Origin of the sequence: Algoriphagus sanaruensis (assembly GCF_001593605.1) — a bacterium.
In the GTDB taxonomy this organism is placed as follows: domain Bacteria; phylum Bacteroidota; class Bacteroidia; order Cytophagales; family Cyclobacteriaceae; genus Algoriphagus; species Algoriphagus sanaruensis.
In genome coordinates, this window is the sequence record NZ_CP012836.1 from 2684894 (window position 1) to 2702643 (window position 17750).

Below are 17750 nucleotides of genomic sequence, written 5' to 3' on the forward strand. Positions count from 1 at the left end.
ACTTATTCAGCTATTTTAGAAGCTTCAATCTCCCTTAAACTCACTTTACATGCGTTTATCAACTCTTTTTAAAGGAGTTATTCTTCTCCTTTTTCTCGTCTGTGCAAAAAGTCCCGTTATTGCTCAAGAAATTAAATGGGATTTGAATGGTGATTCATTTTACCAAATTCAGGAAGGGCAGATTCTCAAAATTAATCTCCCGGATCAAAGCCCGGAAGTATTTATCTCGAAAGCCGATTTGACTCCAAATGCTGGAACAGCCCTCCAAGTTCGGGACTTTACTTTTTCCCAAGACCGAAAAAAAATAGTGATCTACACGAATACCAAACGGGTTTGGAGACTTGACACACAGGGTGATTATTGGGTACTCGATTTGGAAACAAAAGAGTTAAAGCAAGCAGGGAAGGGGCTTCCTGAGTCCTCATTACGATTTGCTAAGCTTTCTCCTGATGGTAGCAAAATCGCCTATGTCAGTGAATTTAATCTCTATGCTGAAGATTTGGATAGCGGTCAAATCACCGCATTAACGCAAGATGGTAACCGAAAGCTGATCAACGGAACTTTCGATTGGGCTTACGAGGAGGAATTCGCCTGCAGAGATGGGTTTCAGTGGAGTCCAGACAGCAAGCGGATTTCTTTTTGGCAATTGGATGCCAATCAGATTCGTGATTATTACATGATGAATTTTACCGATTCTGTTTATTCTAAAGTAGTTCCGGTGGAATATCCGAAAGTAGGTCAATCGCCTTCACCAGCTCGAATTGGAGTGATCGAACTTGACTCAAAAAAGCTTTCGTGGTTAAACATTCCAGGGGATCCACAGCAGCACTATTTACCTAGAATGGAGTGGAATAGCCCTGAATTACTATTGGTTCAGCAACTCAACCGAAAGCAAAATCACAGTAAGATTTATTCCGTAGACGTAGCAAAAAATGAAGCGAAGGTCATTTCAGAAGAGCAAGATGAGGCTTGGATTGATGTGCTTTCCAGCTGGGAAAATGTCTATGGGATTACCTATCGCCATGAATTTAAGTGGATCAATGGAGGTAAAGAATTTCTCTGGTTTAGTGAAAAAGACGGCTGGAGACATTTGTACCGAATGGATTTGACTGGAAAAGAGACTCTAATTACTGCAGGGGAATATGACGTGATCAACTTGCTTCATGTCAATGAAAAAGAAAACATGATCTATTTCCACGCTTCACCCTCAAATGCTACCCAAAAATACCTTTACAAAACTCGTCTGGATGGAAAAGGAAAAGCAGAACTGGTAACACCTATGGATCTCCAAGGAACCCATTCCTATGTGATTTCCCCATCAGGCAAGTTTGCCATCCACCAATTTTCAAATACCTACACTCGACCATCTTCCGAATGGATCAGTTTACCCAATCATAAACCACTCGATGCTTCAAAAAGCATCGCTGCAAATTTGGCTCAGAATCAGGGAGAAAAAACGGTTGAGTTTTTCAAAATCATCACTACAGATGGAGCGGAATTGGATGGCTGGATGGTTAAACCCAAAAACTTTGATCCTAGCAAAAAGTATCCAGTAGTCTTCTTCGTGTACACCGAACCTTGGGGAGCAAATGTCCGGGATTCCTACGGGATAGCGAGAAACCGAAATTACGATGGTGATATGGCAGAAGATGGCTATATCTATATTTCTATAGACAATCGAGGTACCCCAGCTCCAAAAGGTCGAGCTTGGCGAAAAAGTATTTACCGAAAAATCGGAAGATTAAATATTTCCGATCAAGCAGAAGCAGCTGCTCAAATTATCAAATGGGATTTTGTAGATCCAGAGCGAGTAGCCGTTTGGGGACATAGCGGAGGAGGTTCGGCCACCCTAAACTTAATGTTCCAACATCCTGAAATCTACAAAACAGGGATTTCATTGGCAGCGGTAGCTAATCAGCTGACCTACGATAACATTTATCAGGAGCGCTACATGGGACTTCCGCAGGAAAATTTGGAAGATTTCGTGGCAGGATCACCGATCACACATGCCAAAAATCTACAGGGAAATCTTCTATACATCCACGGCACGGGAGATGACAACGTTCATTATGCCAATGCCGAAATGCTAATCAATGAATTGATTAAAAATGGGAAACTCTTTCAATTTATGCCTTATCCTAATCGATCCCATGGAATCGGAGAAGGAGAGGGAACAACAGCCCATTTGAGAAAATTGTATACCGACTTCTTGAAGAGATATTGTCCTCCAGGAGGAAAGTGAAATTAGTGAAAGGTTATTTGTAAAAAGTTATCAGAAAAAACCCCCGGTTTATGAGATCAAAAATTCTACTTGGAATATTTGCCTTGCTACTTTCACTCTCTTCGAGTTATTCCCAAAAATCCTTTACTCGGGCAGATACCCTACGGGGAAGCATCACTCCAGAGCGAGCTTGGTGGGATTTGAATTACTATCATTTGGCGATAGAAATTTTCCCGGAAACAAAATCTATAAAAGGCTCAAATACAATTCGATACCAGGTAAAATCTGAACATCAAGTTTTACAACTTGACTTACAAGAACCCTTGAAAATTACCTCAATAATCCAAGCAGGCGAGGAGCTTTCGTTCAAACGCGATGGTGCTGCTCATTTTGTCACCTTGAAGAAACAACAGGTACCTGGTACGATTGAAGAATTGGTGGTATCCTATGAAGGGCAGCCCAAAGAAGCAATTCGTCCTCCTTGGGATGGGGGAATTACTTGGACCAAGGACAGCATTGGAAAACCATTTATAGCATCATCCAACCAAGGAATTGGGTCTAGTATTTGGTGGCCACTCAAAGACCATCCTGCAGATGAAGTAGATAGCTTGAAAATCAGTGTCACCGTTCCTGAAGGTTTAATGGATGTATCCAATGGTAGATTGGTCGAAATAGAAATTGGTCAGGACAAAAACACGTATCACTGGTCGGTAGTCAATCCAATCAATGACTACGGCGTGAATATCAATATTGGCGATTATGTCCATTTTGGTGAAAAATTCGAAGGTGAAAAAGGCACGCTGGATATGGATTATTTTGTTCTGAGAGAAAATTTAGAGAAAGCCAAAGTTCATTTTCAAGATGCTGGACGAATGATGAAGGCCTTTGAACATTGGTTTGGTCCTTATCCATTTTATGAAGACGGCTTTAAACTCGTCGACGCACCTTACTTAGGCATGGAGCATCAAAGCTCGGTCACTTATGGTAATGGCTACCAAAATGGTTATCGTGGCAGGGATTTGAGCGGTACAGGCTGGGGACTAAAATTTGACTTCATCATCATTCATGAAGCTGGGCACGAATGGTTTGCCAATAACATTACCTATAAGGATGTGGCAGACATGTGGATTCACGAAAGCTTTACTAATTACTCAGAAAGCCTCTTTTTGGAATTTCATTATGGAAAAGAAGCTGGTCAGGAGTACGTAAGAGGCACTCGTATGAATATTGCAAACGATCGTCCGATTATTGGAACTTATGGATTGAATCAGCGTGGCTCCGGCGATATGTATTATAAAGGTGGAAACCTGCTCAATATGCTTCGTGAAATCCTGAACGATGACGAAAAGTGGAGACAGATTTTACGGGGATTAAATGAAGAGTTTTACCACCAAACTGTTACGACCGATCAGGTAGAGCATTATATCGCCATGGGGATAGGAATAGATCTAAGACCTGTTTTTGACCAATATTTAAGAGATTCCCAAATTCCAATTTTGGAATATTACTATTCGGATAATCAGACCCTTAATTATCGATGGATCTCTTGTTTACCTTCATTCACTATGCCAGTGGATGTGACAATCGGTGAAGAGAAGATCCGAATTCAACCTAAAACTACTTGGTCCCAGCTGAAAGTAAAGACACAAGAAGACCTGGAAGTCGATCCCGATTATTATGTAGGAGTAAGTCGAATGAGATAAACCAAAAGACAATTACACGGATGGGTCAAGAGCTCATCCTTTTTTAGTTTAATTTCCTTTCAAATTCGATCAATCATGAATTATAAAATCCTTGTTGCTTTACTAACCCTCGCAGCCTGTACCTCCAAATCTCCAAATGAAAATCCCGAACCAAGACAATTTGTAGACTTAGCGGGATTGGACTCTACGATCCGACCTGGTGATAACTTCTTTATGCACGTCAATGGAAAATGGTATAATTCTGTAGAAATCGATGCCGATCAAGTAGGAGTGGGATCATATTCATTTTTGAATATCCCTCAAAAAAAGCTTCTCGAAAGTATCCTTACTGAAGTCTCTGCCACTCAGCATCCGAAGGGAAGCATTGAGCAAAAAGTTGGGGATTTTTATGCTTCTGGTATGGATACAACAGCCATCAACTCACGAGGAGCTGATCCGATTAAGCCGATTTTAACACGAATTCAAGACATTCAAAATCTGAGGGATCTTCAGAAATTCATTACCTCTGAACTCGGACGTAACAATCAATCCGTGGTAAGTCTTCGCATTTCTCCAGATGATCAAAACAGCACGATCAATATAATCCACCTTAGCCAAACCGGCTTAGGTCTTCCCGATCGCGATTATTATTTTAAAAGTGATTCTTCTTCTTTAAGCATCCAAAATGCTTATAAAAACTACCTCTCCACACTTTTTACGCTTACGGGTTCTTCCTCTACAGAAGCTGAGCAAGCGGCGAATTCTGTTTATAACTTGGAAAAGAGTCTGGCTGAGTCTCACAAAACACGAATCGAACGACGAATCGTGAAAGAAAATTACCATAAAGTTGCCCTCAATGACTTGAACCAAAAGCATGAGAATATTGGATGGAAAGACATTCTGGGAGAATTAAAACTAACTACGGATTCATTGGATATCCGTCAACCTGCCTATTACGATAAATTGAATTCGCTTTTGGGAAGCCAACCACTGAATGATTGGAAAACATATCTTAAAGCCCATGCTTTGACCAGCTATGCAAACTTTTTAAGTTCTGACTTTGAAAAAGCCTCTTTCGAATATAATAAAGCCGTTTCAGGACAATCCAAACCTTTGACTCGAGCGCAACAAATGGTGCAACAAGTGGATCAGCAACTTGGCTTTGATCTTGGTCAATTGTATGTAAAACGTTATTTCGATGAGAATGCCAAGCAAAAGGTCTTAGACCTGGTCAATAACCTTCAAAAAGCATTTGAACAGCGAATCAATAAGTTGGACTGGATGAGTGACAGTACCAAAACTCAAGCAAAGGAGAAATTATATGCTATCACCAAGAAAATAGGTTATCCTGATAAATGGAGGGAATATCCGGTTGAGATAGAAAGAGATGCCTATTTTGAAAATGTCTTACAATTGAAGAAAGACGAAGCGAAGTATCAGTTCAATAAACTAGGCAAAACTCCAGACAAAACAGAGTGGGGGACCACCCCAAGTACCGTAACAGCTTATTACAATCCATCACTGAATGAAATTGTCTTTCCTGCTGGGATTCTTCAATATCCGTATTTCGACCCAAATGCTGATGATGCAATCAATTATGGAGGTATTGGAATGGTGATCGGTCATGAACTTACGCATGCCTTTGATGATCAGGGCGCCCAATTTGATAAGGAAGGAAACCTTAAAAATTGGTGGACAAAGGCTGATTATGAAAAGTTTAAGGATAAGACCCAGTTGCTGATAGACCGATACGACACATTTACTGTCCTTGATTCTGTACCTGTAAAAGGTGCCATGACCATTGGAGAAAATACCGCTGACAACGGGGGAATTTACATCGCATATGATGCGTTCAAACTTACTCAGCAAGGCCAAGACACTACTCGGATTGATGGATTTACCCCAGATCAACGATTTTGCTATTCCATTGCCAGAATCTGGAGAGTGAAAACCAGAGATGAATACATGAGAACCTATGTGAATACCAATTCTCATTCTCCAGCAATGTGGAGAGTCAATGGACCATTAATGAATTTTGAGCCATTCTATGCTGCTTACGGGATTCAGCCTGGAGATGCTAATTATCGAGCGCCTGAAGAACGTATTAAAATCTGGTAAAAGCCTGAATTAAAAAATTTCGCAAAAAGGGTTTGAATTGATTTATTCAAACCCTTTTTTAGTTGGTAATCCAATCAGAACCTAAATAATTAACGATGGGTCTTTGCTGCAAAGCATCGGTCAAACTTAAATATTCGATAAATGCCGCATAAATATCTCTCTGGTGTCTTGCGAGAATATTTTTTGACTTTAAAAGATTCCGTTGAAATCTGAGATTAACAGCAGGATTATTTGAAGAAAGCGTATTCAGATTTTTTTCGATTGAAATTAAATCCAAGTCCTCGAGCTGATTCTGAATGGAAAAATAATTTTCACATAAACCAACGAGTTTCGATTTGACCAGTTCAACTTCAGCTACATGCTCATTTTGAACCTGGGTTAAATTCCCCTCCGCTTCAAAGATGTCAAGCTTTTTCTCAGCCATTTTCCCTTTGTTTGGATTGAAAATAGGAAGTCTAATTCCCAGACCGATGTTCCATGGTTTCCTATCCTGAGCCAATCTGAATTGCTGATATTGTGCCTGAAGAAAACCGATATTCAAATTTGATTTTTCCAATTCCCATTCAGCTTTGGATAACTCAACAAGTTTACGATGATAGGTGACTTCTTCACTTTCAATTTGAGCTTTATGGGTTTCAATCCAATTTGAAATACGTTCGATGGAAACCAAATCATCCAAATTCCAATCGAGATTTTTGGATTGTGCGTCTGGTAAAAAAGACACAATTCGCTGCATTAATACATCTTCTTCCAGCATCAAATCCTGTAATTCAGCCTGTTTTTCGATCAAATCGATCTTCAATTCCGCATAATTTTCAGGATCAAAAAAACTTGAATTTCGCTGGGCTTCCAGGATTTCGATCAATAACCTGATCGTTTTAATTTCTTCATCCTTAAGACTTTTACGGTCTTGTAAATAGACCCAATCGATAATCAAATCGTATCGTAATTGAATCAGTTTCTTGATTTGTCGGATTTGACCTAAATCAATCACCTCCTGGTATTTTTCAAAATAGGCATTGTTGCGGTTGATTTCCCATGGATTCGCAGGGCTAATTCTCAATGCAAAATCTTGTCGTTGAGGATCCAGTTGGTTTGATTCTGTCCTAAACTCAAGTCCTCGAATAGGAGCCATCTTGTACGAACCAGATTCCAAAAATCCTTTTTGTTGATCAATTTGCCTTATTTGAATGCTTTCAAAGGCAGATTCTAGAAACTCTTCCATTGAAACTTGCCCAAAAGAAGCAATAGGCAGAAGGAAACACCAGATAATTAAAGCGCGCATGGAATTATCGGATCAATATTTTTTCCCCATTGAAGTAGGTATTTTCATCGGGGATTTCGATAAACAACTCCTGACCAAATGCCTTGGTTGCAGTAGATTTTTGAAGTATTTCCGGCAATTCACTGACCGAGCCATATCCTATTACTTTTCCTTCTACTGTATTTCTTCTTTGATCATAAGAAGACACTGTTACCAATTTCCCAACCGGAAAGTCAACGGTTTTTTTCCCTACCAAATAGGCCACGACAATGGTGGGATGAAGAGGATTGATTTCTAAAAGAGGGGTAAAGGAATCTACTTGTTCTCCAGGCTTGACATACACTTTATTGACAACTCCGGAAGCAATTGCATATTTATTGAGATTTTTCTGCTCTGTTTCTAGGAGTGATAATTCGAGCATAAGAAGCTCAATTTGACTTTTAAGTGTTTGTTGCTCAGCTTTACTTTCCTGGTTCACATTACTGATTTTAATATTCATGGCATCCAGGTGCATTTTCTTTTGCTCATTTAGCGAATTGATTTTCAGAACGGTAGGAGAGTTCATCACTTCCGAATTGGTAATTGTCAAACTTTTGGTGAGTGCACCATTTAATTGAATTTCACTTTCCAGTTCCTGAATTTTTGATTCTAATTCCTCCAGAACGAGTTGGTTTTGAGCTTTGATATAGGCAATTTCTGATTCTGCTAACTTGGATTTCTCGATAAGTTCAGATTTGGATACGGCTATTCGATTTGAAAGCTTCAGGATATCCATTTCCAGAGATTCGCTGGTCAATTCTACCAATAGTTGACCAGCTTTCACTTCCATTCCTGGGATGACATGGATAGCTTTTACTTGAGCCGCCTTTTCTGAATTGATCTTGTATTCTGAAGTCTGAGCAATCCCAATAGAAGATTCTCCACTTCCTTTAAAGTAGATTGCACTGATATAGAGCATGATACCAAACATCATGATTATCAATACATAAAACCAATTTGATTTAAGTTTCATGCCTTTAGACCAGTTCGTTAGAAGAGAATTTAAGCTGAGAAACGCCTTCAATCGAAAGTAAGGAATCAACCAATTTTTCTTTTGAAATAGTGCCCTTTAAAGTAAGTCCGAAATGGTATCGAAGGCCTTTATCCAAGGTATTTTGGATAGAAATAATTCGAACCTCAGTCCCAAATTCCTGAATGACTGTGTTGACTTGTTGAAGAATAGATGAATCTTGAATCGTCACATACAGGTGATTGGGATGCGAATAACTTCTAAAGGGAGAATAATGCAACAGAACCGCGACTAAACAGAATAGGATTGCGCCAACAAAAGAAATAGTAAATCCATAAACGCCAATGGCTAGGCCAGTACTTAAGGCGGCAAACAAAAAGAGAACATCCCGGGGATCATCAATTCGAGTTCGAAATCGAATTATAGCCATTGCGCCAAATACACCTAAACCTCTAGCCAAACTATCACCAATAGCCAACATGACCATCGTGGTCACTACAGCTCCAAGGACTAAGGATTGAAAGAAGTTTTTCGGGTAGTAATCTCCAGTAAAGGTTAATTTATGAGTGATCGCAATTATCGAGGAAAGAACAAATGCCCAAAGGAAAGAATATGTGATATTTATTAACTGTGGATATTCATAGATAGGTTGATCTGGGAATAATTCAAGCATGAAATTTTCGAGAGATAAATAAACGGTGATGTGAACAGCAATTTTTTTTGATGCCTTGAATATCTCAAGAATTTTGGTTGAATCAAGAATCTTTTGAATCCTGAACCAATCAAATCACCATGGAATTCTTGAATTGAGCATATTCAATTGAATTAGCCCCATTTCGATTATCTATGGCTATATGTTTTATAATTTATATTATGTTAAATATAAATTTTTAGAACCTGTTCGTTAATCTTTGATATCTTACCCACGGTATTGAAAACCCATAACCCCATTTACCACCCGCATCTACCTTTCAATGAATAATTGGATTTCCCGTATCGGCCTCTTTCTAGGTCCTATTGCATTTTGTGTGATTCTAGGAATTGTGGAATCACCCGGATTAAATTCTGAAGGTCTAGCCATGCTTGCCCTTACGGTATGGATGGCTATTTGGTGGATTACTGAAGCCATGCCTATCGCTGGAACTGCCATCCTTCCTTTAATCCTAATGCCACTTCTGGGAATTTTAAAAATTGATTTGGTATCAGCCAATTACATGCATCCCACCGTTTTACTTTATATGGGTGGATTTTTATTGGCTACTGGAATTGAAAAATGGAATCTACATCAACGAATCGCACTTAACATAATAAATTTATTAGGCACTGACCTACGCAAAATTGTTTTGGGATTTATCCTCGCCACAGGATTTTTATCCATGTGGATCTCCAATTCAGCCACTGCATTGATGATGCTTCCTATCGGACTTGCTGTAGTCAACCAGTTTAAAGTACAACTGGGAACTTCTCAGCTTAAATTATCCGAAAACCTCGGGAAAAATATCATGTTGGGAATCGCCTATTCTGCTTCTATTGGAGGAATGGCGACTTTAATTGGAACTCCAACAAATGCCATATTAGCCGCAGTAGTCAAGGAAATGTATCAATATTCGATTCCATTTGATAAATGGATGCTTTTTGGACTTCCATTCTCCTTGATTTTGCTAGGAATATGTTGGTATTACTTAGTTTCTTTTGGAAATCCACTTCCCAAAAAGTTTCAACTGGGTGACGCAAAAACAGTCATTTCTGAGCAATTAAAGTCCCTAGGAAAAATAACTTTTGAAGAAAAAACCGTTTTGATCGTTTTTGGCTTGGTTTGTTTTTCATGGATAAGTAGAAGTTTCTTTTTGGCAAAATTGATTCCTGGTATTGACGATACCATCATCGTCCTCACAGGGGTAGTTTTATTATTACTTCTCCCCTCCTCCAAATCTGGAGAACGAATCTTGGACTGGAAAACTGCCGAAAAAATACCCTGGGGAGTGTTGATCTTATTTGGAGGCGGGTTGGCTTTGGCGGAAGGATTTAAAGAAACCGGTCTTGCAGATTGGATCGGTCAAAAATTCACCCTAATCGAAGGAGTAGGATTTTTCATTCTCTTATTAATCATCATTGCTTCAGTCAACTTCCTCACTGAAGTCACTTCAAACGTTGCCACGGCATCCATGCTTCTGCCCATCCTTGCTGCAGTCGCTTTGAAGTTGGACTTACATCCTTTTGGATTAATGATTGGTGCCACACTTGCCGCGAGTTGCGCATTTATGTTACCTGTAGCTACACCTCCCAATGCTGTTGTTTTTGGTTCAGGTTATCTACAAATGAAAGACATGGTCAAAGCTGGTCTCTGGCTCAATATTCTTTCCATTTTGATCATTACACTGATGGTCTACTTTATCCTTCCATGGCTTTGGGGGATCGAACTTGAGACTTACCCATTTTGATAACTCTAGCATCCAAAATTTTCCTACCCAGCAGATTCCATCCCTAGAATAGCCAGATTCGTCACATTTTTTTGCCTCAGGATTAGGCTTCGGTTAAGCTTGTTGAAAATTTTAATTCAACAGCTAAACCAACTATTTTATGGTCATCTGCCCTTCTTTCCAAACAATCAGAAAAAGCATTTTAAAAGATTCAAAGCAACCTGAAACTTTAATAAATTCAGATTTTGCACCTCTTGGCATTTGATTAATACACCTTGAAATGTCAAACTCAAAAGGAAATTCTCAGAAAATCATCTTCTATCTGCTTATCCTTTGCGGCTTGGTCTATAACCTTATTCTGGTTTTGAATTGACCCAATTCATTTTCCAAAACACTAAAAATCCATCTAATTTCCTCCTTATCTTCCTCCCATGAAATCCAAAAGTCTTGATTTTCGACAAATAGAATGGTGGATTGTCACCAGTGCGACTTTGACTGCCTTTCTCTTTATCCTCTTTGGATATCGACCTCAATTCTACAATGATTCAAGTTTTGAAATCTTTACTTATGCCAGCAGGCTATTGATCTTAGCTTCGCTATACACGGTTTTTCATCTGATTCACCAGGTTTATCTTCCTCAATTTTCTGAAGCGGTCAAAAAATGGAAGATCATTTTGAAAATCCTACTCGCCGGCGCTGTGGCATTTTTCATAAGTGCCTTATTTGGCTATCAATCTGAATTAATCAAAACGCCATTTCCTACCTTCTTTTTGGGTGTCTTGGTGCTGTTCGTTTGTTATCAGATAGCTGCGCATTTGTTGGAACAAGCATTGACCCCTCCCCGGCTCCGGGACTTCCAACTTTACAACATATTCCGATTGATCTTGGGGTATTTATTTACGTTCTTCTTTTTGATTCTCCTTGAACCAATCACAAATAATGGTCCTGCCATTGTATTTGGAATGTTTATTCCTGTAATCTTGATCGCTAGCCTTTTCAATTTCTATTTGGTCTATGGCAAAAAGAAACAAGGAAAAATCAAGCAATCCAGATGGTACAATTGGAGTTTGATGGCCATACTTTTATTGATATTCCTGATCATCTCAGCAGAATCAAATCAAGAAGAGATTTTCTTTGTTGGTGGATTGGGTACAGTTACCTTTATTCAATTGATATTCTTCCCTTTAACTTCCCTGATCTTCAAGAAATACGATTCATTTTTGGGTCAAATTTCATCCCTCTCCACCCAAGTCGATCAAGGAAATGCAAGCTTTGATTTTTTAAGATCGCAAATCAATCCGCATTTTCTGTTCAATGCGCTGAACACGCTTTATGCCAGTGCACTAATCGAAAATGCAGAAAAAACCTCCGATGGGATTCAAAAATTGGGAGATATGATGCGCTTTATGCTTCATGAGAATCAACTTCCCCGAATTCCTCTTTCCAGAGAAATTGACTATTTGAGAAACTACCTTGATTTACAGCTTTTACGATTTGGAGCTCAGACAAATCTTGATTTGGACATCCAGATCAACGATGCACAATGTCAGGGTGAAATTTCACCTATGCTCATTATCCCTTTTGTGGAAAATGCTTTTAAACACGGGATTTCTGCGAAAGAAAAATCCTGGATTAGACTCAATCTTCGCTGCATTTCAGGGTCTGTTCACTTAGATTTGGTCAACAGTGTACATCCAGAAAAGCCTGTCAATGAAAAATCTAGAGAAGAATCAGGAATTGGTCTTGAAAATGTCAAGAAGCGCCTCGCCCTACTCTATCCCGATCAGCATCAACTGAGCATTATTTCAAATGACACTGATTTCTTTGTTCATCTTTCTGTACAAATCCAAAATCCATGATTAAGGCAATTGCCATAGACGATGAATCTTTAGCTCTGGAGGTGATTAAATCACACGCCTCCAGAGTTCCATTTTTAACACTTGAATCGACTTTCACTGATGCCGTTTTGGGATTGGAATTTCTAAAAAACAATCCAGTAGATCTGATATTTCTGGATATCAATATGCCAGATATTTCAGGGATTGACTTGGCTGCATTGGTGCCAAAAAATACGCTGATTGTGTTCACTACCGCCTATTCCGATTACGCAGTAAAAGGCTTTGAACTTGATGCCTTGGACTATTTACTCAAACCTTTCAACCTAAGTCGATTTATTAAAGCCTGCCAAAAAGCCCAAGAATGGATCAGCTTACAACCTTCGCAAGAGCCTGTCTCCATTTTTGTCAAAACATCCCAAGGGCAGGTTCGAGTAGATTTTTCTGAATTGCTGTATTGCGAGGCTCAGGGAAATTATGTGACTTTTCAGTTAGAGCAGGAAAAAATCCTGAGCAGAATGACGCTTTCAGAAACTGAAAAGCTTCTTCCTTCTTACTTTATCCGCACCCACCGTTCATTTTTAGCCAATAAAAATCAGGTTAAAGTAGCCGAGCGACATCAACTTCGATTTGGAAATTTTTGGGTGCCAATTAGTAGCTCCTATTTAGAAGAAGTGATGGAAAAAATTAAGCTGGACTAAGTCACTGCAAGAAAGGATTCCATAAACTCCTTGCGATATTCCAAAGGTGTCTTTTGAACCCGATCCCGAAACAAGCGATTAAAATTAGAAAGTGTAAAAAATCCACATTCATAGGCGATCTCGCTCACATTGAGATCGGTTTCGTGCAATAATTTGCAAGCATGAGAAATTCGAACGTCGGTCAGAAAGTCTGAAAAGGACTTATTTACGCGGCTTTTGAAAAATCGACTAAACGCAGAAACCGATAAATTCGAAATTCGGGCCGCCTCTTCCAGCGTCACTTTCTCCTGAAAATTCTGCATCACGTATTCGTATACCTGGCCCATCCGGTCCTTTTCAGATTCCTTATTGGTATTAATATAGCCCGCATTTGCTATCAAATGACAATCTGGACTATCAACCATTAAGTTTAAGATTTTCAACAACTGAATGATACTTTCTGCCCCTTTCATGTGAAGCATATCCTTCATCATTTGGGTGATCTGTTGATTGGCCTTTCCGGTGACTTCAATCCCACGTTCGGATTTCCGAAGCATCTGTGCAATTCCTTCAAATTCTTCCAGTCGAAATACAGATTCCCTCAAAAAATTATCAGGAAAATAAATCACGATTCCATGGGTTTCCAATCCATTTTCAGGATCATGATAGGCCTTATCATTTTTCCAAAGGTGTGGCAAATTTGGCCCGGTAAGCACCATATCCCCTTCTCGAAATGCCTGCATATGGTCTCCAATAAATCGAGTACCTCGGCCTTTCAAAACCACAAAAAGCTGAAATTCAGAGTGAAAATGCCAATTCACATCAAAAAACGGAGCGATTAGCTCACGGATGATAAAAGCATTATTTTCTGGAATTCGAGATTTTTGAAGGGGTTTTTTCACTGTATTTTTTTCTTTATGCGAAACAATGCTCTTAAAATCTGCAAAATTCAGTCATTATTCAAGTAAATACAGTGAGAATTTGAGGTGTTCAAATGAGAATATTACCTTCCAAAAAAAGTAAACCCAAAGCATGACCCAATCCTTATCCTTGCGAAGTTTTACACTTCTATTTCTGGTGGTGGTTTTCTCTTTTTCCTGCGGAAGAAAGAAACCTTTCCTATCCATGACCGAGCCACGAAGGGTGGAAATCCTCGTCTTAGGCCACGAAAGTGAGCATCATAATTCGGAGAAATTGATGATGTATCTCGGCACACCTTTATTCCAAAAAGGTATTAACCTGACGTACACCACAGATCCTAATGACCTAAATGAGGAGGTGCTGTACAATTACGACGGCTTGATGATTTATGCCAATCATGATTCCATAAGCCCAAGTCAAGAATCCGCACTTAAAGACTATGTGCAGAGTGGAAAAGCACTTATTCCACTTCACAGTGCATCTTGGTGCTTCCGCAATTCTGACTGGTATGTGCAGACAGTAGGTGGACAGTTTAAATCCCACGGTGAAGAAAAGTTTACAGCCAAAATCGTAGATGCCGCACATCCAATCATGCAAGGCATTGAGGAATTCGAAACATGGGATGAAACCTATGTGCATTCTCAACTCAATCCCAACATGCATGTCTTGATGCAGCGTGATCAAGAGCCTTATGCTTGGACTTTGGAAGAAGGTGATGGCCGAGTGTTTTACACTGCCTATGGACACAATGAGGAGACATGGAAACAACCTGAATTTCAAGAGTTGGTAGCAAATGGTATCCTTTGGGCTGTTGGTGATAAAGTGAATGAATTGTTGACGGAATATCAGATTCCAACGCCTCAGTTTCAGGATGCTGAAATTCCAAACTACGAAAAAAGAGACCCTGCTCCTCGATTCCAGCTTCCACTTTCTCCAGAAGAAAGCATGAAACTGGTTCAATTACCGATTGAATTCGAAATGGAGCTTTTCGCCAGCGAACCAATGATTATCAATCCTATGGCAATGGTTTGGGATGAGCGAGGAAGACTGTTTGTAATTGAAACAGTAGATTATCCAAACGAAGTCCGTACTGAAGGAGGCAATGACAAAATCAAAATCTTAGAAGATACAGATGGAGATGGAAAAGCGGATAAAGTCACTGTATTCGCAGACAATCTAAATATTCCGACCTCTATCATGGCCGTCAATGGTGGAATCTTAATTTCCATGGCTCCAGACTTTGTGTTTTTAAAAGACACAGATGGAGACGATGTCGCAGATGTAAGAGAGGTAATCATGACTGGATGGGGAAAAAGCGATACCCATGCTGGACCTTCCAATCTAAAATATGGCTTTGACAATAAGATTTGGGGTGTTTTAGGATACTCCGGATTCAATGGAGAAGTAAGCGGAAGAAGACATTCCTTTGGACAAGGAGTGTATCGATTTGACCCAAGTGGAGAGAATCTACAATACCTCGGAAATACCTCCAACAATACTTGGGGACTTGGATTTACCGAAGATTTCGAAACCTTCATTTCTACCGCAAATGGGCAGCACAGTGTGTACTTCTCAATGGCTAATAATTACTTGAGAAGACCTATTTTCCAAGGTTCTGCCAATACGGTACACGGAATTGATAGCCATTACGACATGCCACATTTGACTCCGTTCTTGCGTCAAGTTGACTGGCATGGAAGTTATACTGCGGCTGCCGGACACAATTTTTACACAGCTAGAAGCTTCCCTGAAAAGTATTGGAACAGAATTGCTTTTGTCGCGGAACCAACTGGTCGAGTGCTCCATAATGCCATTATCAATGAAGATGGCTCTGGATTTAAGGAGAAAAATGGGTTTAACATTTTGGCGAGCTCTGATGAATGGTTTTCACCTGTGCATGCTGAAGTAGGACCAGATGGAGCACTTTGGGTAGCGGATTGGTACAATTTCATCATTCAACACAATCCTACTCCAAGAGGATTTGAAAATGGCGCAGGTAATGCTTACATCAACCCACTTCGGGATAGCCAACATGGTCGAATCTACCGAATCAAATATAAAGGTGCGGATGATGCAGAGACCTTTGACCTGAAAGACGCATCAGGTGATGAACTCATTGAAGCCTTGGAAAGTGATAACATGTTTTGGAGACTCACCGCCCAACGATTGATTGTTGAAAAGCAAGACAAATCCGTGATTCCTGACTTGTTCCGACTGATCGCAGATCAAAAAGTGGATCAAATTGGATTAAATGGTCCAGCTATCAACGCACTTTGGGCACTTCATGGATTGGGTGAATTGAGTGGAGAAAACTCCGAAGCCAATGCAGCGGTGGAAAAAGCACTCTCCCACCCTTCTGCTGCAGTTCGTAAAAATGCCCTTCGAGTACTTCCAAAATCTGAAGCTTCACTCTCAGCGATTTTAAGCTCCGGCGTGATCAATGACCCAGATTTACATACTCGAAAATATGCCTTCTTGGCAATTTCTGATATGCCATATTCTGAGGAGGCGGCAAAAGCACTCCTAGCCGCTGCTGGAAATGAGGAAAATGGAAAAGATGCCTATTTACCGCAGGCAGTATTTGCCGCTGTTCTTTCGCATCCAACAGAATTTGCCAAGCGTGACAACACCAAAGCATTACAGGCAAATGGAGAAACCGAGCTTTCCCTTGCAGATCGAATCAGTCGAAGCTTGGTGGCCGAGCAATATCCCTTGGATCAGCGAAATAGTATTCTTTTCCCACCTGATGTTGCTGGAAAAGAGATTGCCTTAAAAATGATTATTTCGAAAGCTCAAAATCCTCTTGAAGGCGTATTGGTTGCTCAAGGAAATAATACAAACGGCTATAGCTTATACATCTATCAGGATGCCTTGCACTTTGCAGTAGCACAAGATGAAAAACTAACCATTCTCAGCTCCAAAAAAGCTCTTCCTGAAGAACAATTTATCATTGATGCCAGCTTAGTGGCAGATGGAAGCCTGAGCTTGAAAATCAATGGTGAGGAAATTGCAAAAGGTAAAACTGCAGGACTATTCACCAAGCCATTGACTCCTTCAAGAGTTCGCGTAGGGTCAAATGATAGCCGAAATGTCGTTGGAAAATATGAAGGAACGTGGTGGTTTGGTGGTCGATTAAGCAATAAATCGACCCTTTCACTTCGTAAACCTGGAACTTCACTCGCAGAAGAAAATAGCATCGCGGAAGCTGCAAAAGCCAATGGAACTTCTTATGTGAAACTGGGAGTAATTGCCCACGAGATGAAGTTTGACAAGGCTACATTCACCGTCAAAGCGGGATCTCAAGTGACCATTGACTTTGAAAACCTTGACTTTATGCAGCACAACTTGGTCATTGGGCAAAAAGGAACCATGGAGGAGATTGGAAAAGCAGCAGACGAACTAGCTCGAGATCCAAAAGGCTCTGAACAAAACTTTGTACCTAAGATTCCTCAAATCATTGCAGCTACTCGATTGGTAGATCCGGAAGGAAGAGAATCTTTGGTTTTCGTAGCTCCTACAGAACCTGGGGAATATCCATTTGTGTGTACTGTTCCTGGTCACTGGAGAATCATGAACGGAATCATGAAAGTTGAATAAGGG

Annotated in this window: 11 protein-coding genes; 7 read left to right on the forward strand and 4 right to left on the reverse strand. The window is 40.0% G+C overall.

Features of this window, described 5'->3' with window-relative positions; genetic code table 11:
• Positions 1 to 49 precede the first annotated feature (49 nt).
• The 3 genes from AO498_RS11775 to AO498_RS11785 all read left to right on the forward strand — a co-directional run bounded on the left by AO498_RS11775 (position 50) and on the right by AO498_RS11785 (position 6021).
• Positions 50 to 2242: a S9 family peptidase gene (locus tag AO498_RS11775; protein ID WP_067547778.1), complete on the forward strand. Its 2193-nt coding sequence runs from the start codon at positions 50 to 52 to the stop codon at positions 2240 to 2242.
• A gap of 50 nt (positions 2243 to 2292) precedes the next feature.
• Positions 2293 to 3924: a M1 family metallopeptidase gene (locus AO498_RS11780; RefSeq protein WP_067547780.1), complete on the forward strand. Its 1632-nt coding sequence runs from the start codon at positions 2293 to 2295 to the stop codon at positions 3922 to 3924.
• 75 nt (positions 3925 to 3999) lie between these two features.
• A complete protein-coding gene (locus AO498_RS11785) occupies positions 4000 to 6021 on the forward strand; it encodes a M13 family metallopeptidase (RefSeq protein ID WP_067547784.1) in 2022 nt (673 codons plus the stop codon).
• A gap of 58 nt (positions 6022 to 6079) precedes the next feature.
• On the opposite strand, the gene AO498_RS11790 is transcribed toward AO498_RS11785, so the two are convergent.
• Genes AO498_RS11790 through AO498_RS11800 form a run of 3 tightly spaced genes read right to left on the reverse strand, consistent with a single transcriptional unit; the run spans position 6080 to position 8967 of the window.
• Positions 6080 to 7306, reverse strand: a complete 1227-nt coding sequence (locus tag AO498_RS11790) for a TolC family protein (protein ID WP_148660232.1) — start codon at positions 7304 to 7306, stop codon at positions 6080 to 6082.
• A gap of 4 nt (positions 7307 to 7310) precedes the next feature.
• The gene (locus AO498_RS11795; protein WP_067547791.1) at positions 7311 to 8297 is read right to left on the reverse strand and encodes an HlyD family secretion protein; all 987 of its coding nucleotides are present in this window, start codon (positions 8295 to 8297) and stop codon (positions 7311 to 7313) included.
• A 4-nt stretch (positions 8298 to 8301) separates the two neighbouring features.
• Positions 8302 to 8967: a DUF4956 domain-containing protein gene (locus AO498_RS11800; RefSeq protein ID WP_067547796.1), complete on the reverse strand. Its 666-nt coding sequence runs from the start codon at positions 8965 to 8967 to the stop codon at positions 8302 to 8304.
• A 301-nt stretch (positions 8968 to 9268) separates the two neighbouring features.
• Here AO498_RS11800 and AO498_RS11805 point away from each other — a divergent pair, with 301 nt between their 5' ends.
• From AO498_RS11805 to AO498_RS11815, 3 genes are all read left to right on the forward strand, one after another.
• Positions 9269 to 10735, forward strand: a complete 1467-nt coding sequence (locus tag AO498_RS11805) for an SLC13 family permease (protein WP_067547797.1) — start codon at positions 9269 to 9271, stop codon at positions 10733 to 10735.
• A 410-nt stretch (positions 10736 to 11145) separates the two neighbouring features.
• Positions 11146 to 12573 (forward strand): sensor histidine kinase, encoded by a 1428-nt coding sequence (locus AO498_RS11810; protein WP_067547800.1) that lies wholly within the window; start codon positions 11146 to 11148, stop codon positions 12571 to 12573.
• Positions 12570 to 13250, forward strand: a complete 681-nt coding sequence (locus AO498_RS11815; RefSeq protein ID WP_067547803.1) for a LytR/AlgR family response regulator transcription factor — start codon at positions 12570 to 12572, stop codon at positions 13248 to 13250. Before AO498_RS11810 ends, AO498_RS11815 begins: the two co-directional genes overlap by 4 nt.
• Here the strand turns inward: AO498_RS11815 and AO498_RS11820 are convergent.
• Positions 13247 to 14131 (reverse strand): AraC family transcriptional regulator, encoded by an 885-nt coding sequence (locus AO498_RS11820; RefSeq protein WP_067547806.1) that lies wholly within the window; start codon positions 14129 to 14131, stop codon positions 13247 to 13249. The genes AO498_RS11815 and AO498_RS11820 overlap by 4 nt on opposite strands.
• Positions 14132 to 14279: 148 nt before the next feature.
• Here AO498_RS11820 and AO498_RS11825 point away from each other — a divergent pair, with 148 nt between their 5' ends.
• A complete protein-coding gene (locus AO498_RS11825) occupies positions 14280 to 17747 on the forward strand; it encodes a PVC-type heme-binding CxxCH protein (RefSeq protein ID WP_417876916.1) in 3468 nt (1155 codons plus the stop codon).
• The last annotated feature ends 3 nt before the right edge of the window (positions 17748 to 17750 follow it).